Raw genomic sequence first — 24,825 nt, forward strand, 5'->3', positions numbered from 1 at the left:
GCGGTCCTGATTTTCGCCGGTGCGTTTCGGCCTTTCGGCTTCTTCGCGGTTCCAACCTTACCAGATCCGTTCGGCGTTTCCGCTTTCCGTTTCCGACCCCTGCTGGAGCGGGGCGGCCGTCCAGCTTTCGCTTTCCGGCCTTTCCGACTCTATCAGATCCGATTCCCGGTCCGTTTCCGGGCCGAATTCGTATCCGATGTTTGTCGGAGGAGTTTGCCTTTCGGCTGTTCCGACTTTATCAGAAGCGTTTTGCCGACCTGAAATCGGCGGACGTTTTCCGGATAAAGATTCGGAGGCGCTTCGTGGAATCGATGTTCCGACCGAAGCAGACGAGAGACTAACTGTTGCGCTCGAACATGTCTAGTCCGTGGCAACCGTTCGAATCTACCTCCCCGCCCTGCCCGTGTCAACGTGCCTCTTGGGGAGATGAGGAGATTAGCAGGTCAGCGGGGTCGCACGCACATCAGGCCGCGGTCGGTACGGGTGCCTCGCGGTCCGCCTCGTCGACGTCCCCCGTTTCGCCTGATCGGACGGCGCGGCCGCCGAGTACGTACACGTACGCGAGAAAGGCCAGCTCGGCGACGACGCCGATGGTGATGCGGGCCCAGGTGGGCAGGCCGGAAGGGGTGACGAAGCCTTCGAGGACGCCCGATACGAACAGCACGGCGGCCAGGCCGACAGCCACGCCGAGAGCGGAGCGGCCCTCTTCGGCGAGGGCGGTGCGGCGGGTGCGCGGGCCGGGGTCGATGACGGTCCAGCCCAGGCGCAGGCTGATGCCGGCTGCGACGAAGACCGCGGTGAGTTCCAGGAGCCCGTGCGGAAGGAGGAGGCCGAGGAAGGAATCGAGGCGACCGGCCGACGACATCAGGCCGAGGCCGACGCCCAGGTTGAGCATGTTCTGGAAGAGCACCCAGAAGACGGGCAGGCCGAGGAAGGCTCCCAGGACCAGGCACAGGGCGACCGCCTGCGCGTTGTTCGTCCACACCTGGGCGGCGAAGGACGCGGCGGGGTGGCTGGAGTAGTACGTCTCGTACTCCCCGCCGGGGCGAGTCATGGCGCGCAGGTCCTCGGGGGCGCCGATGGCGGCCTGGACTTCGGGGTGGGTGGCGATCCACCAGGCGATGAGGGCGCCGACCGCGGTGGAGAGCAGGGCCGTCGGCACCCACCAGTGGCGCAGGCGGTAGACCGCGGCGGGGAACGACACCGTGAAGAAGCGGGCGGCGTCGCGCCAGGACGCCTTGCGTGCGCCGGTGACCGTACTGCGGGCGCGCGCCACGAGGGAGGTGAGGCGTCCCGTGAGGGCGGGGTCGGGGGCGCTGGCCTGGAGTAGGGACAGGTGGGTGGTGGTGCGCTGGTAGAGGGTGACCAGTTCGTCGGCCTCGGCGCCGGTGAGGCGGCGTTTGCGGCGCAGCAGTTCTTCGAGCCGGTCCCACTCGGCACGGTGGGCCCTTACGAAGACATCGAGGTCCATGGATTCAGCTCCTGGCGGCGCCGTGAGGTGACTGTGCCGTCAGCTTGGCAGACTGGCCCGGTCGGCCATGGGGCGGGCGGCGGTCCGGGGACGGACCGGTACGGAGTGGGGCAAGGAAGGGCGGCTCAGGTGAACGAGCTCGTGACGGGCGAGGCGGTGGTACTCGGGCTGCGGCCGGCCCGGCTGCCGAGCCGGGCACTGGCGGTCCTCGTCGATCTCGCGGTGACCTGGAGTGCCTATGTCCTGGTCTCGCTGCTGCTGCTCAGCGCCACGGCGTCCATGGACGAGGCGGCGAGAGCCGCGGTGTCGGTGACGTTGTTCGTACTGGTGCTGGTCGGGGTGCCGATCGTGGTGGAGACGCTGAGCCACGGCCGGTCGCTCGGGAAGCTGGTGTGCGGGCTGCGGGTGGTGCGTGAGGACGGCGGGCCGGTCCGGTTCCGGCACGCGCTGGTGCGCGGCGCGCTGGGTGCGGTGGAGATCGTGCTGACCATGGGGGTGGTGGCGTGCATCGCCTCGCTGGTCTCGGCCAGGGGGCGGCGGCTCGGTGATGTGTTCGCGGGCACCGTCGTCGTACGGGAGCGGATACCCACCCCGCGCGGGATGCCGGTGCTGCCGCCCCCGCCTCCCTGGCTGGCGGCGGAACTCGGCGCGCTGGACCTGTCGCGGGTTCCGGACAGCTGGTGGCTGACGGTGCGCCAGTACCTGAGCCGAATAGGTCAGCTCGATCCGCAGGTCGGCGGGGCCGTGGGGGCTCGGCTGGCGGCGGATCTGCGCGGTTGGACCGGGGCGTCGGTGCCGGCGGACATGCATCCGGCGGTGTATCTGGCCGCGGTGACGGGTGAGCGGCAGGCGCGGGAGGCGCAGCGGGCGTTCGGGGCGCCGTTGGGGGCTCCGGGGCCGGTGGCGGCCGGGCAGGGGGGTGCGTACGGAGGTCCGTACGGGAGTGGCGTGTACGGGGATGGTGTGTACGGAGGTGCCGGCTACGGGCGCGGTGCGGGCGAGCCTGCGGCGGCGCAGGGGGAGGCTTCGTATGGGGCCCCGGCGGCGGGGCAGGGTGGCGCGAGCGCCGGGGAGGCTGTCCGAGCCGGGAAAGCCGTGGACGGGACGGCTGAGGCCAGGGCCGGGGAGGCCGGGCCCAGGGGTGAGAACGGGAACGGCGACGGGGACGGGTCGGTGGGCGGCCGGCAGCGGCGTACGGGGTTCACGCCGCCGGTGTGAGGGCGGTGCGCGGCCGGACAGGGCGGCCAAGGCCAGGGGCCGGTGGGTATGCCGGTGCGTGAGGTGAGGGGCGGCCGCTGGGCGGCTCGGGGTGGTGGGTGTCGGCCGGTCAGGTGAAGGCCGAGGGCGGGGTTTCCAGGTCTTCGAGTTCGATGCCGGGGGCCGACAGGACGACGTCGCCGGCGAGGTGGACGGCGTGCTGTTCACCGGTCTCCAGGTCGTTGACCTGGTATTCGTCCGCGGTCAGCGGGCCGTTGTCAGTGGGGTGTGCTGTCCTTTTCACCAAGGCCCAGGACTGGTCGAGCGTGCGGGGTGCGAGGACGGGGGGTGTGAAGGCCACGAGGCGGGTGCGGACGGCTCCGGTGCCGGGGGCGGGGCGCAGCAGCCGGGCGGTGGCGACGAGAAAGGCGGGGGACGCGCCGGTGAAGGCGTGGGCGGGGACGTTGCCTTCGGTGGCGTGGTCGCCGGCCGGGTCGGTACGGACCCAGGTGACGCCTTCCAGGGCGGCGCCGCGTACCTGCCAGCCGCCGGCGTGGAGTTCGAGGCGGATGGGGCGGCCCAGGTCGTCGAGGGTGAGGTCGACGGAGCCCGCGTGGTCTCCGGAGGGGGTGGTGAGCTGGGAGACGTAACGCCAGCCGGAGGGGCCGGTGGCGCAGTGGAAGTGTTCTTCGCCGAGGGGGGTGTGGTCGTGCGGGTCGTGGAGGGAGTAGCGGCCGCGGGGCATGGGGGTCCTTGGTCGGGTCCGGTGGTACGGGTCAGGCCCCCGCCGTGGTGCTGGGCGGGGGCCTGGATCACCGGCTGCCGGTGGTGGTGCCCGATGTGCGCGGTGGCGGGGCGGACACCGGGTGCGCGGGGATCAGTAGCGGTAGTGGTCGGACTTGTAGGGGCCCTCGACCGTGACGCCGATGTAGGCGGCCTGCTCGGGGCGGAGGGTCGTGAGCTTGACGCCGAGGGCGTCGAGGTGGAGGCGGGCGACCTTCTCGTCCAGGTGCTTGGGCAGGACGTAGACGTCGGTCGGGTACTCCGCCGGCTTGGTGAACAGCTCGATCTGGGCCAGGGTCTGGTCCGCGAAGGAGTTGGACATCACGAACGAGGGGTGGCCGGTCGCGTTGCCGAGGTTGAGCAGGCGGCCCTCGGACAGCACGATCAGGACCTTGCCGTCGGGGAAGGTCCAGGTGTGGACCTGCGGCTTGACCTCGTCCTTGACGATGCCGTCGATGGCGGCGAGGCCGGCCATGTCGATCTCGTTGTCGAAGTGGCCGATGTTGCCGACGATGGCCTGGTGCTTCATCTTGGCCATGTCGGAGGCCATGATGATGTCCTTGTTCCCCGTCGTGGTGACGAAGATGTCGGCGGTCTCGACGACCTCGTCCAGGGTGGTGACCTGGTAGCCGTCCATCGCGGCCTGCAGCGCGCAGATCGGGTCGATCTCGGTGATGATCACGCGGGCGCCCTGGCCGCGCAGCGACTCGGCGCAGCCCTTGCCGACGTCGCCGTAGCCGCAGACGACGGCGGTCTTGCCGCCGATGAGGGTGTCGGTGGCGCGGTTGATGCCGTCGATCAGGGAGTGGCGGCAGCCGTACTTGTTGTCGAACTTGGACTTCGTCACGGCGTCGTTCACGTTGATCGCCGGGAAGAGCAGCTTGCCGTCGCGCTGCATCTCGTAGAGACGGTGCACGCCGGTGGTGGTCTCCTCGGTGACACCGCGGATCTCCGACGCCAGCTTGGTCCACTTCTGCGGGGACTCGGTGAGGGTGCGGTTGAGGAGCTGGAGGATCGCGCGGTGCTCGTCGTTCTCCGCGGTCTCGACGGCGGGGGCCTTGCCGTCCTTCTCGTACTCGACGCCCTGGTGGACCAGGAGCGTGGCGTCGCCGCCGTCGTCGAGGATCATGTTCGGGCCGCCGGTGGGCGAGTTCGGCCAGGTCAGCGCCTGCTCCGTGCACCACCAGTACTCTTCGAGCGTCTCGCCCTTCCAGGCGAAGACCGGGACACCCTGGGGGTTCTCGGGGGTGCCGTTCGGGCCGACCGCGATGGCGGCCGCGGCGTGGTCCTGGGTGGAGAAGATGTTGCAGGAGGCCCAGCGGACCTCGGCGCCGAGAGCGGTGAGGGTCTCGATCAGCACGGCGGTCTGCACGGTCATGTGCAGCGAGCCGGTGACGCGGGCGCCGGCCAGCGGCTGTGCGGCGGCGTACTCCTTGCGGATCGCCATCAGGCCGGGCATCTCGTGCTCGGCGAGGGTGATCTCCTTGCGGCCGAAGGCGGCGAGGGACAGGTCGGCGACCTTGAAGTCCTGGCTGTTGGCTGCGGTCGACATTCGGGTTGCTCCCGTGGTCGAGGGTGGTTGGCTGGCAGTCTGCGGCGCGGGCAGGTGGGGACGTCGCCGCCCGGAGTGTCGCGTGGGCGGACGTACCGCATGAGCGGTACACCGTCCGGGACGGCATACCGTACGGGCGGTTCCGCGTGGGCGGACACACCTCTCCCCTGGCCGCAGCGCAGTCCGTCGGAGGCCCTCTCTCCCTCGGCCGGCCCGCGGGGCGGACCGCCCGACCGCCATCAGCAGCGACGTCTGGCACTGGTCACGAATCTACACCGATCGCCCCCGGGAACCCCAGCCCGCCCTAGGAAAATGGCGAGCGGGCGGTGGGCGCGGGGGGCTCCGCGGGCGCGGTGCGGGTGCCGGCGATCGTGGTGTGCGGGTACCGGCGGGCGCGGTGTGCGGGTGCCGGCGGCCGTGGTGTGTGGACGCCGGCGGCGGGCGCGGGGAGGGCAGGTGGCGGGTGCGGGGTGCAGGTGGCGGGCGCGTGGGTGCCGGGAGCGTGCGTGGCGGGCGTGGGCGTGGGGCGGAGGCGTAGGCGTGGGTGACGGGCGCATGCGGGCGGGGCGCAGGGGGGGGCGCGTGGGTGCGGGTGGGGGTGGTGGGGTTCTGGCCTGGAGCGGTGTGGCGTAGGGCACTTTGCACCCGCCCCTCCGTATTGCAGGATGCGGGGAGCGCGAGGACACTCGCACGTCACCTTGCGCGCACGTCCGTTAGGAGAGCCACGTGACCACCAGTCCAGCTGATCCCCCCAAGGGTGCGGAGAGGGGCGGGCAAGGGCTGAAACTGCTCGCAGTGACCGCCTGCCCGACCGGCATAGCCCACACGTACATGGCCGCCGAGAAGCTGACCCAGGCCGCCGAGTCGCTCGGCCATGCGATGAAGGTGGAGACGCAGGGGTCGATCGGCGCCGAGAACGTCCTGTCTGACAACGATGTCAGACACGCCGACGGCATCATCATCGCCGCCGACAAGGACGTCGACCCGGCTCGCTTCGTCGGCAAGAGGCTGCTGGTGGTGGGCGTGGCCGAGGGCATCCGCCATCCGGAGGAGCTGATCGGACGGGTGCTGAGCGCGCCGGTGTACGGGGCGGAGGGCGACGGTGCGGAGGGCTACGGAGCCGGGGCCGGGGATGACGGGGGCGAGTACGGAAGCGACAGGGCCACGTACGGGGCCGGGGCCGGCGGCAGGGGTGGGAGTGACGGCAGGGGTGCCCGAGGCGGCGGTGGGGTCGGGCTCGGGGCCGGGGGCAGGACCGGGGCCGGAGCCGGAGGTGGACCGGGCGGTCGAGGCACGGGGACGGCCGGTGCGCGGTCGGGCGAGGGTGGTGGGGCCGGGGCGCGGTTCGGCAGGGGCGGCGGAGCCGGGGCCGGTGGCTCGCGGGGGAAGGAGCGCAGCCTCGCGTACAAGGCGCTGATGAACGGTGTCAGCTACATGATCCCGTTCGTCGTGGTCGGCGGCCTGCTGCTGGCGCTGTCCCTGGCGGTCGGCGGCGAGGCGACGCCGAAGGGGCTGGCCATCCCGGAGGGCACCTTCTGGGCGCACGTCAACGACATCGGCACCATCGGGTTCCAGCTGATGGTGCCGATCCTCTCCGGTTACATCGCGTACGCGATCGGGGACCGGCCCGCGCTGGTGCCGGGCATGATCGGCGGCTGGATAGCCAACACCGGCGAGCTGTACGACTCCAAGGCGGGTGCCGGGTTCATCGGGGCGATCGTCACGGGCTTCCTGGCCGGGTACCTGGTCATGTGGATCAAGAAGGTCAGGGTTCCCCGGTTCGTCCGGCCGATCATGCCGATCATCGTGATCCCGATCGTCGCGACGGCGGTGCTGGGGCTGTTCTTCATCTACGTCCTCGGCCGGCCGATCTCGTGGGTGTTCACGCACCTGACGGACTGGCTCAGCGGGATGACGGGTACCAGCGCGATCGCGCTCGGCGCGGTCCTCGGCCTGATGATCGCGTTCGACATGGGCGGGCCGGTCAACAAGACGGCGTTCCTCTTCGGCACCGGACTGATCGCGACCGGCAACCAGACCGTCATGGGCATGTGCGCTGCCGCGATCCCGGTGATGCCGCTCGGCCAGGGCCTGGCCACGCTGATCCGCCGGCGCCTGTACTCCGACCAGGAGCGGGAGACCGGCATGGCGTCGCTCTTCATGGGCCTGTTCGGCATATCGGAGGGCGCGATCCCGTTCGCGGCGGCCCGCCCCACGCAGGTCATCCCCGCGAACATGCTGGGCGGCGCGGTCGCCGGAGCGGTCGCCGGGATGGCCGGGGTGACGGACGCGGTGCCGCACGGCGGACCGATCGTGGCGATCCTGGGCGCGGTCGGCGGGGTGCCGATGTTCTTCGTGGCCGTGGCGGCCGGATCGGTCGTGACGGCGCTGACGACGGTCGCGCTGGTGGATGTGGCGGAGCGGCAGAAGGGGCGTGCGGCGGCTGGGGAGGTCGGAGTGGCTGGAGTGGCCGGTATGGCTGGGGACATCGGGGCGGCTTCGGGGTCGGGCGCGGGGGCAGGGCCGGGCACGGGGGCGGGGCCGGAAGCGGTCCTGGCGGGTGTCGGCGCGGCCGGGGCCTTGGCCGATGGGACGGCCGGGATGGCTGGGGCGACCGGGACGACCGGAGGTATGGCGGTCGGGGCGGCCGGAGTCACGGCGGGTGAGAACGCCGTGGTTCAGAACGGCGCGGTCGAGAGTGCCGGAGCTGAGAGCACCGTGGCTGAGAACACCGTGGCCGGGAGTGGTGCGACTGAGAGCGCCGAGGCCGAGGACGACGCGGCTGAGAGCGCCGGGGCCGGTAGTGCTGTGGCTTGTGAGGTGAGAGGTGTAGAGGCGTCTGATGGGGACGCCTCGAACGAAGGCACGCCGGATGAGAGCGCCCCGGAGGCAGGCACCCCAAGCGGAAGCACCCCAGGCGGAGGCACCTCAGGCGAAGCCACACCCGGCGGCAGCACCTCGGACGAAAGCACACCGGACGAGAACACCCCGGAGGCAGCCAACCCAGGTGAAGGCATCCCAGGCGGGGGCGCCTCGGGCGAAGGCGCCTCGGGCGGAAGCACCCCGGAGGCAAGCACCCCAGGTGAAGGCATCCCAGGCGGAAGCACCTCAGGCAATGGCCCACGCGGTGAGGGTGAAGGGGCCGAGGGAGAGGAGCCCGAGGGAGAGGGATCGTGCGGGGAGGTGCTTTCCGGGTATCTGACGCGGGAGACCGTGAAGGTGCGGCTGGCCGCCGACGGCAAGGAGGCCGCGATCCGGGAGATGGCGGAACTCGCGGCGCGTACCGGCAAGGTGGCGGACGTGGCCGAGCTGGTCCGGGTGGCGCTGGCGCGGGAGGCGCAGGGCACCACCGGTCTCGGTGAGGAGATCGCGATCCCGCACGCCAAGACGGACGCGGTGACCGCCCCCGTCGTCGGCTTCGCGCGTTCGGCCGAGGGCATCGACTGGGACTCGCTGGACGGTACGCGCGCCAAGTTGGTGTTCATGATCTCGGTGCCGGAAGCCGCCGCCGGTGACGAGCATCTGCGCATCCTGGCGCTGCTGTCGCGGAAGCTGATGGACGCGAACTTCCGGGCACGGTTGCAGGGCGCGCCGGACGTGACGGCGATCCTGCGGGTGCTGAGCGAGGTCGGGTAGCCGGGCAGCCGAACAGCAGCCGCAAGGCGCGGGCATGCGACGTACGGCCGCAGGCGCGTGCTACGGCCGGGCCCCAGGCGCGTGACGTACGGCCGCACGGCCGCGACGTACGGCCGTAAGCAGGTACGTAAGGCTGCCGGGGCGGTCGGCGGTGGGAAGCGGCAGGGCCCCGCACCGGTTCGGGTGCGGGGCCCTGCCGTACGAGAGGGGCCGGCCGTCAGGCTCCGCCCGGTGTCTTGGCCGGGTTGTCGCCCGAGGCGGCGGCGGACTCGTGGTAGATGTCGGGTTCGAGGTAGATCACGCGGGCGATCGGGACGGCCGCGCGGATCCGGTCCTCGGCGGCGTTGATCGCGTCGGCGACCTCCTTGGCCGTGTCCTCGTGCTGGACGGCGATCTTGGCGGCGACGAGGAGTTCTTCCGGGCCGAGGTGGAGGGTGCGCATGTGGATGACGCGGGTGACGGTGTCGCCGTCGACCACGGCGGCGCGGATCTTGGCGACCTGTTCGGGGCCGGCCGCCTCGCCCAGGAGCAGCGACTTGGTCTCGGCGGCGAGGATCAGGGCGATCAGGACGAGGAGGACGCCGATGCACATCGTGCCGATGCCGTCCCACACGCCGTTGCCGGTGGCGAGGGTGAGGCCGACGCCGCCGAGCGCGAGCACCAGGCCGACCAGCGCGCCGAAGTCCTCCAGGAGGACGACGGGGAGTTCGGGCGCCTTGGCGCGGCGGACGAACTGGGGCCAGGTCTGCTTGCCGCGCAGTTCGTTGGACTCCTTGATGGCCGTACGGAAGGAGAAGCCCTCGGCGATGATCGCGAAGACGAGGACGCCGACCGGCCAGACCCAGTTGTCCAGCTCGTGCGGGTCGTGGATCTTCTCGTAGCCCTCGTACAGGGCGAAGACGCCGCCGATGGTGAACAGGACGATGGAGACGAGGAAGCCGTAGATGTAGCGCTCGCGGCCGTAGCCGAAGGGGTGTTCCTCGGTGGCGGCGCGCTTGGCCTTCTTGCCGCCGAGGAGCAGGAGTCCCTGGTTGCCGGAGTCGGCGACGGAGTGGACGCCTTCGGCCAGCATCGAGGACGATCCGCTGAAGGCGAAGGCCACGAACTTCGCCGCCGCGATCGCCAGGTTGGCGCCCAGCGCCGCGACGATCGCCTTGGTACCGCCTGATGCACTCATGGGTGGCGCATTTCCCTTCCGTCGACCGGCTGCGGTGTGCAGCCTGCTCCGAGGCCGCTCCGAGGGCTCCTTTACGAACCCTTTAGGCGGGTCATTGTTGCAGCCCGCCCGCCGGGGCACGCACGGGACGCCCCCGGACCGGCGTCGGGGCGCCCCCGGACCGGTGCCGAACCGGCGCCGGGGCTCCTGCGGGCTGCCGTCAGAGCGCCACCGTCGCCCGGAAGACCGTGCCCTCTCCCGTCAGTTCCACACGCTCGCCGGCCGGTACGAAGGCCGACTCGCCGGGCGCGAGCGCCAGGTCCGTACGGGAAGCCGCATCCGTACGGGAAGCCGCATCCGTACCGGAAGCCGCATCCGCACGGGAGGACGCATCCGTACGAGAACCCGCGCCCGTACGGGAGACGGGACCGCCGTCCGGCCCCGTGCCGGTCGCGGTCGCGTGCAGAGCGACCGTCCCCGCCGTGCACAGCAGGATCTGGGGGGTGCGGTCGTCGAGGGTGCGGGCCGGGCCTCCGGGGGCCAGGACGAAGCGGGAGAGCCGGAACTCGTCGGTCGGGGTCTCGTAGACCTCCTCGCCCGACGCCGTGGCCTCCTCCGGCCGCAGCACCCCCGCGTCGCGGGGCGCGAAGCGGACCACCCGCAGCAGTTCCGGTACGTCGACGTGCTTGGGGGTCAGGCCGCAGCGCAGCACGTTGTCGGAGTTGGCCATCAGTTCCACGCCGAGGCCGCCGAGGTAGGCGTGCGGGATGCCGGCGCCCAGGTAGAGCGCTTCGCCGGGCTGCAGCCGTACGTGGTTGAGGAGCATGGCGGCGAGCACGCCCGGGTCGCCCGGGTAGTGGTGGGCGATGGCGGCGTACGCGGCGTAGGAGTCGGCGTGCGGGCCGCCCTCGCCGGCCAGGCGCCGGGCGGCGGCCGCGGCCTGTTCGACGGTTTCGGCCGTCTCGTCCCGGTCGGCGCCCAGTACGGCGGTGAGGACTTCGCGCAGCGCGGCGTCCTCCGGGGCGGCGCGCAGGATGTCGGCGTACGGCTTGAGGGCGCTGACGCCGAGTCCTTCGAGGAGGGTGGCGGCCTCGGCCGGGTGCCGGAAGCCGCAGAGCCCTTCGAAGGGGGTGAGGGCGCAGAGGAGTTCGGGCTTGTGGTTGGCGTCCTTGTAGTTGCGGTGCGGGGCGTCGGCGGGGACGCCGCGCTTCTCCTCGTCGGCGTACCCCTCCTGGGCCCGGGTCAGGTCGGGGTGGACCTGGAGGGACAGCGGGGAGTCGGCGGCGAGCAGCTTGAGCAGGAAGGGCAGCCGGGGGCCGAAGGCGCGTACCGCGTCGGGGCCCAGTTCGCCTTCGGGGTCCGCGGCTATGACGTCGGCCAGCGAGACCGGGCCGGCGCCGCGGTCGGTGCGGGAGGGGGCGCCGGGGTGTGCGCCCATCCACATCTCGGCCTGGGGTTCGCCGGTCGGTTCGGTGCCGAGGAGTTCCGGGATGGCGGTGGTGGAGCCCCAGGCGTAGGGGCGCACGGTGTTGGTGAGGCGGTCCATGGGCGGGCTTCCTGATTCTTCGTCTGCGGTCCGGCTGCTGCCGGGGCGCGCTCAAGTCTCCCGTACGTGCGGCGGCCGCGGCCGGGGCCTCATGCTCCCTCGGTGTCGGCGAGCGCCAGGTAAACGGCGGCGAAATCCGTGACGGCGAGGAGTTCGGCGGCCTTCTCCAGGGCGCTGCCGCCGGCCGGTTCCAGTTCGCTGACGGGGGTGTCGTGCTCCAGCGCCAGTTCGCGGGCGGCGGGCGCGGCGGAGAGCGGTCCCGGGGTGTCCTCGCGGAGCAGGACGACGCGGGCGTGCAGGGCGGTGGGCTGGTCGACGCGGTCACGGAAGAAGTCGTCCGGGTCGGCGCCGGCCGCGAACGGGCCGGCCAGCAGCGCACCGTGGGTGGTCATCGTCTCGGGCAGTTCGCCGGCGAGGGCGGGCCGGCCGGCGAGCCCGGCCAGGACGGTCGCGAAGTGCCGGCCGACGGCTCCGGAGAGGGTGCCTTCGGTCCAGATCAGCGGGAGTGCGTCGGCGAGTTCGGCGGCGAGGGTCTTGGCGGGGTTGGAGTACGTCTCGATGGCGGGGCCGCAGCGTTCGGCGACCTGGTCGAGGCGGTCGGCGAGCTGCGCGAGCAGGTCGGAGGTGGCGCTGAGCAGGCCGATCCGGTCGGCGAGCGCGAGCATCGGGATGAGCAGCGACCAGAGGGTGCCGGGGGCGGCGGGCGGCGCGCCCTCGATGTCGAACTCGGCGTCGTACGGGGTGGTGGCCAGCGGCACGGGCAGGCCGCGGGCCTGGACGACGGCGTCGGCGAGCCGGCCGCCCGCCGGGGTGACGGCGACGACGGAGCAGCCGCGGCGGTACGCCTGCTCGACGAGCTGCGCGAGCCCGGGGTCGGCGCCGTCCGGGCCGGCGATCAGCAGCAGGTCGAGCGGTCCTGACCAGCCGGGCAGGGTCCAGCGCAGCGCGCCGGGCCGCGCCGCGACGCCGGTGGGCCGGATGAGGGTGACCGGGCAGGCGCCGCCGCCGAGGGCGCCGAAGAGGTCGGCGACGCAGGCGGCGGCCGGTGCCGGGCCTGCCACGAGGACGGTGCGGGGGCGGCCGTCGGGCCGCAGGTCGGCGATGCCGGACTCGGCGGCGTTGCGGGCCGCGGTGCGCACCCGTGCCCCGGATTCGGCGACGCCGCGCAGCAGTCCGTAACGGTCGGCGCCGGCCAGCGCTTCGGGTGCGTCCAACAGGGACTCGTCGAGCATGGTGTGCGCTGCCTCCGATCGCCGGTACGGGCGGGGTGGGGGCCGGACGGCTCCGGCGCCCGGGTCAGGCGGGGCGCCGGGCCTCGTCCACCAGGAGGACGGGGATGCCGTCCCGGACGGGGTAGGCGAGGCCGCATTCCGTGCCGGTGCACCGCAGCTCGGCCGGGTCGGCGTCCGACCGGTCCGCCAGCGGGGCGTGGCACGCCGGGCAGGCGAGGATCTCGATCAGGCTGGCGTCGACCGGCATGGGGGCTTCTCCTTCGGCGGAAATACGGCACTGCCAGCGTACCGCCGGGGCGGGCGGCGGGACGCGCCGCAGGCGGGCGGGGCGGGGACGGGCGGGGCGGGGACGGGCGGGGCGGGGACGGGCGGAGCCCGGCCCCTGATCCCCCCGGCCATTCATCCGCGAACGATCGCCAGCACCTCGTCCCGCACCCGCTCGACCGTCTCCTGGTCCCGGGCCTCGACGTTCAGGCGGAGCAGGGGTTCGGTGTTGGAGGGGCGGAGGTTGAACCACCAGTCGGCGGTGCTGACGGTCAGGCCGTCCAGCTCGTCGAGTTCGGTGCCCGGCTCACCTTCGTACGCGGTCCGCACGGCGGTGAGGCGGCCGGTCTGGTCGTCGACGGTGCTGTTGATCTCGCCGGAGGCGGCGTACCGGTCGTACTGGGCGACCAGTTCGGACAGCGGTCCTTCCTGGCCGCCGAGCGCCGCCAGGACGTGCAGGGCGGCGAGCATCCCGGTGTCGGCGTTCCAGAAGTCGCGGAAGTAGTAGTGCGCGGAGTGCTCGCCGCCGAAGATGGCGCCGGTCCTGGCCATCTCCCCCTTGATGAACGAGTGGCCGACGCGGGTGCGTACGGGCGTGCCGCCGTTCTCCTTGACGACCTCGGGGACGGACCAGGAGGTGATGCAGTTGTGGATGACCGTGCCGCCGGGGTGCTTGGCCAGTTCGCGGGCGGCGACCAGGGCGGTGATCGCGGACGGGGAGACCGGGTCGCCGCTGCCGTCGACGACGAAGCAGCGGTCCGCGTCGCCGTCGAAGGCCAGGCCGAGGTCGGCGCCGACCTCGCGGACGCGCGCCTGGAGGTCGACGATGTTCGCCGGGTCCAGGGGGTTGGCCTCGTGGTTCGGGAAGGTGCCGTCGAGTTCGAAGTACAGGGCGTCCAGGTCGATGGGCAGTCCCTCGAAGACGGTGGGGACGGTGTGGCCGCCCATGCCGTTGCCGGCGTCCACCACGACCTTCAGGCGGCGGATGCCGGAGAGGTCGACGAGGCGGCGCAGGTGGGCGGCGTAGTCGGCGAGGACGTCGCGCTGCGTGATGGTTCCGGGGGTCGCCACGGGCTCCGGGGCACCGTTGTCGCGCCACTGCTCGACGAGCGCGCGGATGTCGGCGAGGCCGGTGTCCTGTCCGACCGGGGCGGCGCCCGCCCGGCACATCTTGATGCCGTTGTACTGCGCGGGGTTGTGCGAAGCGGTGAACATCGCGCCGGGCAGGTCCAGCGCGCCGCTGGCGTAGTAGAGCTGGTCGGTCGAGCACAGGCCGATCTCGGTGACGTCGGCCCCGCGCGCCGCGGCGCCGCGGGCGAAGGCCCGGGACAGGCCGGGCGAGGAGGGCCGCATGTCGTGCCCGGTGACGATGGCGTCCGCTCCGGTCACCTGGGCGAAGGCCGCGCCGAACAGTTCGGCCAGCGGCTCGTCCCACTGGTCGGGGACCACACCGCGCACGTCGTACGCCTTCACGATCTGCGACAGATCAGTCACAGCCAGCCCTCCTGATGTCATGACGGGGTCCCAAACCTACCCGTACGCGGCCGGCGGGAGGCTGGTTCGGGGGGTGGGGTCCGGCAGCCCGGGTCATCTTGTGTCCCGTGAAGCCGGTGGTCATGCGCGCAGTCCGGACCACCCGGGCGCTCCGGCCGGCACCGCGCACCCCTACGGCAGCATCCACCCCAGCACGCCCGTGCTCTGTCCCACCACGATCAGACACATCACCAGCAGCAGCCCCAGGCTCCACGGCAGCACCTTGCGCAGCAGGTCACCCTCGCGTCCGGCCAGGCCGACCGCGGCGCAGGCGATGGCCAGGTTCTGCGGGGAGATCATCTTGCCGAGCACGCCGCCGGAGCTGTTGGCCGCGGCGAGGAGGACGGGTGAGAGGCCGGACTGCCGGGCCGCGGTCACCTGGAGGGCGCCGAAGAGGGCGTTGGCGGAGGTGTCGGAGCCGGTGACGGCGACGCCGAACCAGCCGAGCACGGGCGAGAGGAAGGCCAGCCCGGCACCGGCGGCGGCGACGAAGTGGCCGATGGCGGCGGCCTGTCCGGAGAGGTTCATGACGTAGGCGAGGGCCAGGACGGAGGTCACGGTGAGGATCGCCAGGCGCAGTTCGCGTACGGTCGCGGCCCATTCCCGTACGGCGGTGGCGGCCCGTACGCCCAGTACCGCGGCGGTCAGCACGCCGGCCAGCAGCACCAGCGTCCCGCCGGTGGCGAGCAGCGGGAGCGAGAAGACGTTGCCGCCGGCCGGTTTCCCGTCCGGGCCCGCGACGTCCAGGAAGGGCCAGTCGAAGGTGCGGGTGGCCCGTGCGAGGAGGTCCTTGACGGGCGGGACCTGGGCGAGGGAGAAGACGGCGACGACGAGGGCGTACGGCGCGTAGGCGCGGACGACGTCGGCGCGGGAGTCTCGGACGTCCAGGTCCTCGCTGCGGGCGCCGGTCAGGACGGCGTTCCGTACGGGTTCGGAGGCGGGTCTGCGGGCGCCGGGGACGGCGACGAGGGCGGCGGCGCCCGCGAGGGCCGCGCCGATGTCGGCGAGTTGCGCGGACACGTAGTTGGCGGACGCGAACTGCACGGCGGCGAAGGCCAGTCCGCAGGCGAGCGCGGGTGCCCAGGTCTCGCGCAGGCCGCGCCGCCCGTCGACCAGGAACACCAGCAGCAGCGGTACGACGAGGGCGAGCAGCGGGGTCTGGCGGCCGACGACCGGGGCGACGGTGTCCAGCGGCAGGCCGGTGACCTGGGCGAGTGTGACGACGGGGGTGCCCATGGCGCCGAAGGCGACCGGCGCGGTGTTGGCGACGAGCGCGACGACGGCGGCCCGTACCGGGGAGATCCCGAGGGCGACCAGCATCACCGCGCTGATCGCGACGGGCGCCCCGAATCCGGCGAGCGCTTCGAGCAGTGCCCCGAAGCAGAAGGCGATGACCAGGGCCTGGACGCGGGGGTCGGCGGAGAGCCCGGAGAAGGAGCGGCGCAGGACGTCGAAGTGGCGGGTGCGGACCGTCATCCGGTAGACCCACAGGGCGTTGACGACGATCCACAGGATGGGGAACAGGCCGAAGAGCACGCCCTGCGCGGCGGCGGACAGGGCCTGTCCGGCGGGCATGCCGTAGCCGAGGCAGGCGGTGGCGAGGGCGACGGCGAGGCCGGTGAGTCCGGCGCGGTGGGCGCGCATCCGTACGGCGCCGAGCAGGACGAGGACGGTGACCAGCGGGAGGGCGGCGACGAGCGCGGACAGGGCGAGGGAGCCGGCCACGGGCTCCAGTTGCTGCACGAACTCCCGCTGCGGTACGGACACTCGGCCTCCCGGTGGGCAGCTCCCCCGTCACTTCCGCCATACGGAAGCGGATCTTTCGGGAGTGGAGGCATGGTGGTGCCCGCGGCGAGGCGGCGTCAATGGCGCGGAAGGAAGTGACGGGAGCGACCGGGACCCGAAGTCGGAACCCGGTCGCCCGGACCCGGAACTCAGTTGTCCGGCGACCGCAGCACCCGCAGATGCCCCCGGCGGGCGACCTCCATCGGGTGGGCGTCACGTCCGTTCGGTCCGCTGACCTGTGGGCCGTTGCCGCCGCCCGCCGCGCGTTCCTGGGGCCGGGCCGCCTCGCGCACCGCGTTGGCGAGCGCTTCGAGGTCGTCGCCGCTGGGGCGGGCCGGGCCGGTGTCGGTGGCCAGGCGTACGACTTCCCAGCCGCGCGGCGCGGTCAGCCGCTCGGAGTGCTCGGCGCACAGGTCGTAGCAGTGGGGCTCGGCGTAGGTGGCGAGCGGTCCGAGCACGGCGGTCGAATCCGCGTAGACGTACGTCAGCGTTGCGACGGCGGGGCGGCCGCACGCAGTGCGCGAACAGCGACGTACAGGGCTCACGACGTTGGACGGTACCGCACTCTTGAGCGGGCCGCGATGACTCTCCACGACCTCACCCAACCGTGTCGTCCCGGTTCGTCCGGTGCGCCTGACCTGCGGGCGCCCGGGCCGAACCGTGCGGTGAGCACTGCGCCGGACGGCGCAGTGCGTCGAAACCTGTCACGACTCTGTACATTTCATGTCATTCCCCATGTCCTTCCCGGTCCGATGCATGGCTGCAAGCGGACTCAACGAGCCTACGACCGGTCGCTCGACGACATGGCACCGGATCCGCCGCTCTTCCCCGCTGCCTGCCCCGGGACGGTTACGCTCGGTTCTGATGGACAGCCCCGTACCTCCTCCGGCCGACTCCGGAGGGCCCTCCGCGCCGACCGGCACCGGCGGCACTCCCGCCGCGCCCGGCGGCGCCGCGCGGCCGCCCGCCCCGGCGGGGCCCCGCCCGCGCCGGCGCGACCGGCACGGCCGCGGTATGCGCGGCCCGGTCGCCCCGCCCCAGGTGCCGCTCTCGGTGAGCCGCGCGGACTCCTTCGTCGACCTGGTCTACGACTCACGGGACCGGCTGGAACGGCGCTGGCCGCAACTGGCGGACATCGACTTCCTGGTCGTCGAGGTGCCCGGGTTCGGCCCCGACGGGGACACCGGGCCGGCCGCCGACGAGGAGACGGTGCCGCTGGGCCGGCTGCTGCCCGCCACCGGCGACCAGCGGGAACGGGTGGTCGTCTACCGCCGCCCGGTCGAGATCCGCACCAAGAACCGCGACGAGCGGGCCCTGCTGGTCCACGAGGTCGTCGTCGAACAGGTCGCCGAGCTGCTCGGCCTGGCGCCGGAGTCGGTCGACCCGCGGTACGGGCAGGACTGACCCCGGGCCCGATCCGGGCGGCCCGGCTCCGGGCGCCCCGGCGGCTCGGCAGCCCGGCTCCGGGTGCCTCGGCCCCCGCCCCTCACTTCAGCAACAGCCTGAGGTCCTCCCCCGCCGTCGGCACCACCACCGACCCCCGGTCGTCCGGGAGCGTCTGCACGGTGAAGGCGGGCAGGCCGCCCTGGGGCAGGGCCAGGGTCCGTGCCGCGTGGACCGGGCCGCTGCCCGCCGCCGGGGTGACGGTCAGGGCGTAGGAGCCCTTGAGGCCCTGCGGGCGCGGCGGTTCCACGGCGAGGGTGCTGCCGCCCTTGACCGTGTACGTCTTCGACACCGGCGTACCGCCCCCGCTGCCCGCCGACGCGGTGACCGTGACCTCGGCGTCCTTGCCCTTCACCGGTGCGACGAGGGACAGGGTGCTGCCCTTGTCCCGGTTGTCGGCGGCGGTGGCGCGCTGGGCGACCGGTCCGGTGGCCGGGATGAAGGCCATCTCCTGCTTGTCACCCTTGCCGCGGACGACCCGGAGGGCCACCGCGACGGGCGCCTTGGAGCCGTCGGCGGGGGTCAGCACCAGTGAGCCCGCCTCGCCCTTGGTGAGGTCCTTGAGGTCGGCCGAGGCGGTCATGCCGCTCTTGACGTGCAGGGTCTCCAGTCCGGCCGGGGTGATCAGGCCGTTCGGGGTGGCCAGTTGCACCTTCAGGTCGGCGTCCTCCTTGCCGGGCGCGACGGCGACGAGGTGGACGGCGGTGGCGTCGGCCGGGATGCCCGGCAGGACCGCGCCGGGCGCGGGGTCGGCCGCCGCGGGCAGCCAGTCGCCGCCCAGTTTCGCGTCGGCGGCCTGGACGGAGGCACCGACCCGGCCCTCGCGGGTGACCACGTGCAGGGCCGCGTCCTGGGCGGGCGTGCCCGTCAGGGTGGAGAGCAGGACCGGCACGGTGGAGTGCGGCGGGACGGTGATGTTCTCGCCGGAGCCGGCCTTCAGCGGGCCGTCCTTGCCGCGCAGGTCGAGGTCGACGACGGCCGGGGTGTCGTCGGGGTTGGTGAGGTGGATGTAGTCCTGGCGGTCCTTGGCGGTGCTCACGCCGGGGAACCAGAAGTCGGTGTCGGGCGCCGCGCAGGACAGGCCGAGCAGGCCGCGTCCGCTGCCGGCCGCGACGCCGGTGGTCTGCTGGACGGTCCAGCCGGGGGCGAGGGCGCCGTCGGCGGTCCCGGCGAGGGCGGGCGCGTCCGCGCGGTCCGTGGTCGCGGTGACGGGGGTGCCGGCCTTCTTCAGGGGCGCGACGGGGTCGGCGCCCGCCTGCGCGCCCTGCTGCCCCTGGCCGGCGCCCGCCTTGCCCTTGCCGTCCGGCCCGCCCTTCCCGTCCGGCTGCTTGCCGGACGGTGCGGGCAGCAGCCCGGCGGTGCCCTGGGAACCGGCCTTGCCGCCCGTCCCTTCGGGGGTGAAGGCGGTGTACGTGGTGTCGCCGACCTCCGACGAGGTGGGCGGCGGGCACAGAAGGGCGGACCGTTCGACGGGCCGCCGGGAGGCGCCTTCGGCCGTGGTGGTGCTCCGGCCTTCGGGGGTGGCGACGGCGGCGACACCGGTGACCGCGCCGAGCGCCACCGTTGCGCCGATCAGGGACATGATGGTGCGCTTCACTGCTGGTCGCTCCCGTCACGGCGGGGCTCGCGGTAGGAGCCGGGGTACGTCGTGCCGTCGTCGTAGGGCTGCTGCTGGTGCGGCGGCTGCTGCTGGCCGTAGGGGTACGGGTCGTAGGCGCCGGGCGGGTAGGGGGCGGCCTGGTCCGGGTCCGCCGGGACGGTGCCCGCTGCGCCCGTGTACGGCTGCCCGTACTGGTCCTGCCCGTACTGATCCGGTGCGTACTGGTCCTGGCTGTGCGGCGGCTGCTGCCACTGGTCGTACATCTGCTGCCCGTACCCCTGCTGCGGGTCGTAGCCCTGCTGCTGCTCGTAGCCCTGCTGTCCGTACCCCGGCTGCTGCCCGTACGCCGACTGCTCTCCGTACGCCGACTGCTGCTCGTAGCTCTGCTGCTGCGGCACGGCCGCGTACGGGTCGGCCGCGTACGGGTCGGCGGTCGGGGCGGCCATCGGGTCGGCGGCGGCAGGCGCGGCCGCAGGGTCGGTCACCGGGTCCTCCCCGGGCCGCGGGCCCGGGACGCCCGGCGCCGCGCCGTCCTCGGGGGCGGCGGCCTGGGCGGCCCGCAGCCGCCGGGCGCGACGGCCCTCGCCCGCGAAAGCCTCCGCGGGCACCGCGGCCGCGCCCTCCTCGGGCAGGTCGTCGTCGATCTCCCGGCGGCGGCCCGGCAGGGCGAGCACCACCAGGACCACGGCGAGCAGGCCCTGGGCCCACAGCCACGCGGTGTGGCCCACCGGGTCGTCGTAGGTGAGGTCCAGGCGGCCGCCGGACGCGGGCAGTGCGAAGCCCTGCGCCCAGCCGTCGACCGTGACCGGCTTCAGTGCCTTGCCGTCGAGGGTGGCCTGCCAGCCCGCGTCGGCGGTGTCGGCGAGGCGCAGCACCCGGCCGTCGGCGCCGTCGGGCAGGTCGGTGTGGGCCGCGACGGGCCCGGACGGAACCGGGACCGGTGCGGTGGCGCGACCCGCGCGCGTCCCGTCCTTGGTCTCCCCGGGCACGATCGAGACGCGTGAGACGCGCTGGTCGACGCGCCACAGGGCGCTGCCGTCGTCCTGGCTGAGGCGGGTCAGGCCGGGGGTGGCGTCCAGGACGCGGCCCATGTCGCGGGGCGCACCGTCGCGGACCAGGAGGTAGCGGATCGCGTAGCCGCCGAGCTGGTTGGTCTGGTCGGCGCCGGAGCCGGCCACGAGGTTGGCGACGATGCCGCCGAGCCGCTTGTCCTCGCCGGTCTCGGTGGCGATGTCGGCGTCACCGAGGCGGGCGCCGGAGCCGCGTACCAGGGTGTACGCGACGTGGCCGGCGTCGCCGTCGAGGACGAGGGTGCGGGCCTGGTCGACGGAGCCGGTGTCCTCGGCGACGAAGGCGGGGACCTGGACGGGGTCGCGGCGCTCCAGCGGCCCGGCCGCGCCGGTGATCATCCAACTGGCCGCCGCGTACAGCGGGGCGAGCAGCGCGGAGATCGCGATCAGGACGGCGACCGGCTGTTTCCAGCCGAAGCCGAGGGTCTCCATACGGGAGCGGATGCCTTCGGCGCCGACGGCGGCGGCGCTCAGCAGCGCGAGCCCGTAGACGAGGACGGCGGGCCCGGCCCAGGCGGAGCGGTTGGCGAGCACGGCGAAGAGCAGGCCGGTCACGGCCGCGGCCCAGGCGATGCGGACCGCGCGCTGCCGGTCGGCGCGCAGCGTGGCGGACAGCGCGGCCAGCACGATGCCGAGGAGCAGCACCCCGCCGCCGGCCTTCGGGCCGCCGGGGCTGATGCCGACGAGGTCCAGTACGGAGGCCGGTCCCGTGCCGAGGTCCAGTCCGGCCTCCCGGAAGAAGCGGGAGGGGTGGGCGAGCAGGGACAGCGACCAGGGCGCCAGGACGACGAGCGGGGCGGCGGCGACGGCGAGGAACCGCAGGGCGTAGGGCAGGAGCAGGCCGCGGTTGCCGTCGAGGGCGCGCAGGACCAGCAGGGCGATGCCGAGCAGGACGGCGACGGGCCAGACGACCGGGGTGAAGGCGGTGGTGAAGGTGAGCAGCAGCGCGTACGCCCAGGCGGCGCGCCAGCTCGGCCGGGTGCCGGGGGTCAGTCGCAGGCCGCCGGCGGCGACGGCGGCGCGTGCCATGAGCGGCAGCAGGATCGCGAGGACGGCGGTACCGACGCGGCCGCCGGCCAGGGCGCCGGTGGCGGCGGGCAGGAAGGCGTAGACGACGCTGCCCCAGGCGCGCAGCAGGCGGGAGGTGACCAGTGGCCGGGAGGCGAAGTAGGCGCTCAGTCCGGCGAGCGGTACGGAGCACACGAGCAGGACGGTGACGGCCAGGTTGGTGCTGCCGAGGAAGAAGGTGGCGACGAGGGCGAGGACGGCGAGGTAGGGGGGCGCGGCGGCGGTGCTGCCGGTGCCGGTGGTGTGCCAGCCGTCGAGGTAGCCGCTCCAGAGGTCGCCGAGGCGGTCGGGGGCGGGCAGCAGGGCGCCGCCGGTGAGGGCACCGGAGCCGAGCAGGGAGCGGCAGGCGACGAGCGAGACGAGGAGCAGGAGGAGGAAGAGCACCGGGGCCGGCCGGCGGGCGATCCGCTTGAGGCGGGCGAACTGCTCGATCTCCAGGTAGTCGGCGTCGTCGCCGCCGGGTCCGGATTCGACGGCGCCGTGCCGTCCGGCGGAGGCGGCTTCGGGGGCGGAGCGCCCGGCGAGGTTGCCGGCGACCTGTTCGACGGTGGCCCGTACGGTCGCGCCGGGTGGCGGGAAGAGGGGCCGCAGCTCGCCCGCGTCCGTGGCGGGGCGGCCGCGCTTCTTGCGCGCGGCGAGGATCGCGCCGGGGCGCAGCAGGGTGCCGATGAGGCCGGCGAGTTCGTCGAGGGCCTGGCCGGGGGCCTTGCCGACGAGGTAGGCGAGGACGCGCAGCAGGGTGCCGAGGACGATGCGCAGGGCGACGTACGGGAGCAGGGCGCCGCGGGTGTTGGCCAGGAGGGTGTAGACGGCGCCGGCCTTGTCGACGCGGTGGGGGCTGGCGGTGGAGCGGCCGACGCAGTCGATGGGGCGGCGTTCGCGGGCGGACGCCTCGGCGTGCCGCAGGACGGCGTCGGGGGCGACGAGGACCTGGTGGCCGGCGGCCTGGGCGCGCCAGCACAGGTCGACGTCGTCGCGCATCAGGGGCAGGCGGCGGTCGAAGCCGCCCAACTGCTCGTACACGTCGCGGCGGACGAGCATGCCCGCGCTGGAGACGGACAGGACGGGCCGTACCTGGTCGTGCTGGCCCTGGTCCTGTTCGCGGCGGTCCAGGCCGGTCCAACGGCGGCCGCTGCGGGCGATGCTGACGCCTGCTTCGAGGAGCTGGCGGCGGTCGTACCAGCTACGGAGCTTGGGACCGACGACGGCGGTGGAAGGGCTGGAGTCGGCGACCCGCAGGAGTTCGGCGAGCGCGTCGGGTTCGGGGGCGCAGTCGTCGTGCAGCAGCCACAGCCACTGGACGGGGTCGCCGTGCGGGAGTTCCGGCAGGTCGTAGGCGTCGTCGCGCCAGGTGCGGCCGACCGGGTCCCAGCCGCTGGGGCGGCGCAGGTACGGCAGGTCGTCGGGGCCGAGGACGGGGGCGGTGCGGACGGCCTCGTCGACGGCGGTGCCGAAGCCGGAGCGGCGGGCGAGGTGGAGCACCCGGTCGTCGCCGAGGGCCTCGCCGAGCAGCCGGGCGGAGGCGTCCGCGCTGCCGGTGTCGGCGCCGAGGATCTGCTGCGGCGGGCGTTCCTGGCCGAGGATTCCGGCGAGGACGTCGGGGAGCCAGCGTTCGCCGTCGTGGGAGACGATCACGGCGGTGACGACGTGCCGGGGGAACTCGGGTGAGCCGTCGTGGTATTGGGCGGCGGCTTGCGCGGCCTGGTCGGCCGGCTGACTGTGCACGGACATCGAGGTAGGGGCCCTCCCCGGGGGTCTCGGGGTCCTCCCCCGGCATAGCGCTGCGCTGTGGACTGCGACGGACGGCGACGCGGTGCGGCCGACGGCACGGGTCGTGGCCGGGTGCCGGTCAGGGCGTCGGTGCGCCTCGGACGCGGCCCCACACTAATGCTTCGGCGGTGCGCGTCCGTCTGCCGCGTAGACAGCGATCCGCCTCCGGCAGGCGGGCTGCGGAGGCGGACCGTTGTCTATAGGGGGATATGGGGAGAATCGGTGGCCCGGCAGCCGGGGCCGTCGCACCGGACGTCAGACCGCTGCCTTCTTGAGCCGGCGCCGCTCGCGCTCGGACAGTCCGCCCCAGATGCCGAAGCGTTCGTCGTTGGCGAGGGCATATTCAAGGCATTCGGAGCGGACCTCGCACGCGAGGCAGACCTTCTTGGCCTCGCGGGTGGAGCCACCCTTCTCCGGGAAGAAGGATTCGGGGTCGGTCTGGGCGCACAGCGCGCGCTCCTGCCAGCCGAGCTCCTCGTCCGCCTCTTCGACCAGCAATTCCTGGAACAGCTCGGTCATGTGCGCCCCTCGTCTGTCTTTGCGTCCCCGTGATGCAGCCGTTACCGATGACGGCTGAACGACACGAGTGAAATTACAAGTGTGCCGATCCGGGCCAGTCAAGCCGAGATCTGCTATTGGGCCCCTTATTCACTCTGCGGAACCAAGCCTATGCAGAAAGTGTTCAAATCGGCAAAAAACAGGACACTTCCTCAGCCGCATCACCCGTAACTCCCCTCTCACACCCAAGGACGCGACGGGCGGCACAGCCGTTGCACCGCACCCGCCGAAGCGGGACAGGTCACATTCAGGTCACGAGACCGCAACGGCGCGCGGGAGTGCGCGGATGTCGCCCGTCTGCTCCACACCTCGCCTGCACAAACCTTTCGCCGCTCGCAGTAACCGGATGAGGTGAAACATTTACCCCAAACCAGACACCCGGTTGACACGGCGCCGAGTACCCGGTCTCCTTGCAGGCATGCCAGCGATTCCTGCGCTCCGCCTGACCCGTTCCTACGGGTCCCGCTGCGCTGCCCAGGCCCGCTGTCGCTGTTCGAGCTGTTGACGCCACCGAGCTCCAGCTTTCCGCTTCCCGCAGTACCCCGCCGTACGGCTTCCGTGCCCGCTCCGCGCACCCCGCGCGCGGCGGCGCACCCCCTCCGCGTCATCTGATCTGCGCCACCCGAGCACCTTGCCGAGGAAATCCCGCACATGAACAGCGACGTCCAGATCGCCGGCGACCCGCTCGCGATCCCGCATCTGCTCCCGCCCGTCCCCGCCCACCCCGCCACCGTCGCCGGTTTCGCCGGGCTCGCCCGCGAGATCGCCGCCAGCCGCGCGGCCTGGGCCCCGCTCGTGCGCTACGACGCCACCACCCGCTGGTACCACCGGCTGCGCCAGGGGCCGGGCTACGAGGTGTGGCTGCTGAGCTGGCTGCCGGGGCAGGGCAGCGGACGGCACGACCACGGCCCCTCCTCCGGCGTACTGACCGTCCTGGAGGGCGAATTGAGCGAGCGCACCACGGGCGGGAACCGGGCGCTGACGGCCGGCGCGCAGCGCGTCTTCGCCCCCGGCTACGTCCACGAGGTCGTCAACGCCGCGCTCGTCCCCGCCGTCAGCCTGCACGTGTACTTCCCCGGCCTGACCGACATGCCGATGCACAGCGCCCGGTGCGCGGCGGGCGCCTCCCACGAGGCGGTCACCGGCTGACATGCTGGGACC

The 24,825-nt window shown here is 73.3% G+C and carries 18 protein-coding genes; 5 read left to right on the forward strand and 13 right to left on the reverse strand.

Translation table 11 applies throughout. From position 1 onward, the window contains the following. Nucleotides 1-261: hypothetical protein (locus ACZ4QV_RS08395; protein WP_467762713.1), on the forward strand; the 261-nt coding region annotated here is incomplete at its 5' end. A gap of 202 nt (nt 262-463) precedes the next feature. Here the strand turns inward: ACZ4QV_RS08395 and ACZ4QV_RS08400 are convergent. Continuing rightward, nucleotides 464-1,471 (reverse strand): stage II sporulation protein M, encoded by a 1,008-nt coding sequence (locus ACZ4QV_RS08400; protein ID WP_467762714.1) that lies wholly within the window; start codon nt 1,469-1,471, stop codon nt 464-466. A gap of 129 nt (nt 1,472-1,600) precedes the next feature. Here ACZ4QV_RS08400 and ACZ4QV_RS08405 point away from each other — a divergent pair, with 129 nt between their 5' ends. Next, a complete protein-coding gene (locus ACZ4QV_RS08405; protein WP_361616436.1) occupies nt 1,601-2,689 on the forward strand; it encodes an RDD family protein in 1,089 nt (362 codons plus the stop codon). A 109-nt stretch (nt 2,690-2,798) separates the two neighbouring features. Here the strand turns inward: ACZ4QV_RS08405 and ACZ4QV_RS08410 are convergent, their stop codons facing one another. Both ACZ4QV_RS08410 and ahcY read right to left on the reverse strand, forming a co-directional pair. Further along, on the reverse strand, nt 2,799-3,413 hold the full coding sequence (locus tag ACZ4QV_RS08410) for a hypothetical protein (protein ID WP_361150110.1): 615 nt from the start codon (nt 3,411-3,413) through the stop codon (nt 2,799-2,801). A 132-nt stretch (nt 3,414-3,545) separates the two neighbouring features. Next, complete coding sequence (gene ahcY, locus ACZ4QV_RS08415) at nt 3,546-5,003, reverse strand: adenosylhomocysteinase (RefSeq protein ID WP_361150107.1); 1,458 nt, start codon at nt 5,001-5,003, stop codon at nt 3,546-3,548. Between the two features lie 726 nt (nt 5,004-5,729). On the opposite strand from ahcY, the gene ACZ4QV_RS08420 reads away from it, so the two are divergent. Continuing rightward, complete coding sequence (locus ACZ4QV_RS08420) at nt 5,730-8,639, forward strand: fructose-specific PTS transporter subunit EIIC (protein WP_467762715.1); 2,910 nt, start codon at nt 5,730-5,732, stop codon at nt 8,637-8,639. Nucleotides 8,640-8,856: 217 nt separating this feature from the next. Here ACZ4QV_RS08420 and ACZ4QV_RS08425 read toward each other — a convergent pair whose 3' ends face one another. From ACZ4QV_RS08425 to ACZ4QV_RS08455, 7 genes are all read right to left on the reverse strand, one after another. Next, the gene (locus ACZ4QV_RS08425; protein WP_361150103.1) at nt 8,857-9,816 is read right to left on the reverse strand and encodes a cation diffusion facilitator family transporter; all 960 of its coding nucleotides are present in this window, start codon (nt 9,814-9,816) and stop codon (nt 8,857-8,859) included. A 199-nt stretch (nt 9,817-10,015) separates the two neighbouring features. After that, on the reverse strand, nt 10,016-11,341 hold the full coding sequence (manA, locus tag ACZ4QV_RS08430) for a mannose-6-phosphate isomerase, class I (RefSeq protein WP_361592547.1): 1,326 nt from the start codon (nt 11,339-11,341) through the stop codon (nt 10,016-10,018). 89 nt (nt 11,342-11,430) lie between these two features. Continuing rightward, nucleotides 11,431-12,573 (reverse strand): SIS domain-containing protein, encoded by a 1,143-nt coding sequence (locus ACZ4QV_RS08435; protein WP_361592544.1) that lies wholly within the window; start codon nt 12,571-12,573, stop codon nt 11,431-11,433. 64 nt (nt 12,574-12,637) lie between these two features. Beyond that, on the reverse strand, nt 12,638-12,820 hold the full coding sequence (locus tag ACZ4QV_RS08440; protein ID WP_030021694.1) for a Trm112 family protein: 183 nt from the start codon (nt 12,818-12,820) through the stop codon (nt 12,638-12,640). Between the two features lie 152 nt (nt 12,821-12,972). Then, nucleotides 12,973-14,331 carry a phosphomannomutase/phosphoglucomutase gene (locus ACZ4QV_RS08445; protein WP_361150093.1) on the reverse strand — a complete coding sequence of 453 codons (1,359 nt, stop codon included), beginning with the start codon at nt 14,329-14,331 and terminating at the stop codon, nt 12,973-12,975. 171 nt (nt 14,332-14,502) lie between these two features. Beyond that, entirely contained in the window at nt 14,503-16,137 is a 1,635-nt protein-coding gene (locus ACZ4QV_RS08450; protein ID WP_361616442.1) for an L-lactate permease, read from the reverse strand. 167 nt (nt 16,138-16,304) lie between these two features. Then, a complete protein-coding gene (locus tag ACZ4QV_RS08455; RefSeq protein WP_078624427.1) occupies nt 16,305-16,748 on the reverse strand; it encodes a DUF3499 domain-containing protein in 444 nt (147 codons plus the stop codon). A 271-nt stretch (nt 16,749-17,019) separates the two neighbouring features. Here ACZ4QV_RS08455 and ACZ4QV_RS08460 point away from each other — a divergent pair, with 271 nt between their 5' ends. Continuing rightward, complete coding sequence (locus ACZ4QV_RS08460) at nt 17,020-17,559, forward strand: metallopeptidase family protein (protein WP_361150087.1); 540 nt, start codon at nt 17,020-17,022, stop codon at nt 17,557-17,559. Nucleotides 17,560-17,641: 82 nt separating this feature from the next. Here ACZ4QV_RS08460 and ACZ4QV_RS08465 read toward each other — a convergent pair whose 3' ends face one another. From ACZ4QV_RS08465 to ACZ4QV_RS08475, 3 genes are all read right to left on the reverse strand, one after another. Continuing rightward, the gene (locus ACZ4QV_RS08465; RefSeq protein ID WP_361150085.1) at nt 17,642-19,195 is read right to left on the reverse strand and encodes a DUF5719 family protein; all 1,554 of its coding nucleotides are present in this window, start codon (nt 19,193-19,195) and stop codon (nt 17,642-17,644) included. Then, nucleotides 19,192-23,067, reverse strand: coding sequence for a glycosyltransferase family 2 protein (locus tag ACZ4QV_RS08470; protein ID WP_361616448.1), 3,876 nt, complete (start codon nt 23,065-23,067; stop codon nt 19,192-19,194). Before ACZ4QV_RS08470 ends, ACZ4QV_RS08465 begins: the two co-directional genes overlap by 4 nt. Nucleotides 23,068-23,361: 294 nt before the next feature. Further along, nucleotides 23,362-23,625 (reverse strand): WhiB family transcriptional regulator, encoded by a 264-nt coding sequence (locus ACZ4QV_RS08475; protein WP_003983763.1) that lies wholly within the window; start codon nt 23,623-23,625, stop codon nt 23,362-23,364. Between the two features lie 690 nt (nt 23,626-24,315). Between ACZ4QV_RS08475 and ACZ4QV_RS08480 the strand changes: the two genes are divergently transcribed. Continuing rightward, nucleotides 24,316-24,813, forward strand: coding sequence for a cysteine dioxygenase (locus ACZ4QV_RS08480; protein WP_361150080.1), 498 nt, complete (start codon nt 24,316-24,318; stop codon nt 24,811-24,813). The last annotated feature ends 12 nt before the right edge of the window (nt 24,814-24,825 follow it).

It is taken from the genome of Streptomyces sp. NPDC026394 (genome assembly GCF_055567735.1).

Coding starts and splice junctions, on each gene's coding strand:
- ahcY (WP_361150107.1), bottom strand. CDS start 5,003: ATGTCGACCGCAGCCAACAGCCAGGACTTCAAGGTCGCCGACCTGTCC.
- manA (WP_361592547.1), bottom strand. CDS start 11,341: ATGGACCGCCTCACCAACACCGTGCGCCCCTACGCCTGGGGCTCCACC.
- ACZ4QV_RS08460 (WP_361150087.1), top strand. CDS start 17,020: ATGGACAGCCCCGTACCTCCTCCGGCCGACTCCGGAGGGCCCTCCGCG.
- ACZ4QV_RS08480 (WP_361150080.1), top strand. CDS start 24,316: ATGAACAGCGACGTCCAGATCGCCGGCGACCCGCTCGCGATCCCGCAT.
- ACZ4QV_RS08400 (WP_467762714.1), bottom strand. CDS start 1,471: ATGGACCTCGATGTCTTCGTAAGGGCCCACCGTGCCGAGTGGGACCGG.
- ACZ4QV_RS08410 (WP_361150110.1), bottom strand. CDS start 3,413: ATGCCCCGCGGCCGCTACTCCCTCCACGACCCGCACGACCACACCCCC.
- ACZ4QV_RS08475 (WP_003983763.1), bottom strand. CDS start 23,625: ATGACCGAGCTGTTCCAGGAATTGCTGGTCGAAGAGGCGGACGAGGAG.
- ACZ4QV_RS08425 (WP_361150103.1), bottom strand. CDS start 9,816: ATGAGTGCATCAGGCGGTACCAAGGCGATCGTCGCGGCGCTGGGCGCC.
- ACZ4QV_RS08470 (WP_361616448.1), bottom strand. CDS start 23,067: ATGTCCGTGCACAGTCAGCCGGCCGACCAGGCCGCGCAAGCCGCCGCC.
- ACZ4QV_RS08440 (WP_030021694.1), bottom strand. CDS start 12,820: ATGCCGGTCGACGCCAGCCTGATCGAGATCCTCGCCTGCCCGGCGTGC.
- ACZ4QV_RS08435 (WP_361592544.1), bottom strand. CDS start 12,573: ATGCTCGACGAGTCCCTGTTGGACGCACCCGAAGCGCTGGCCGGCGCC.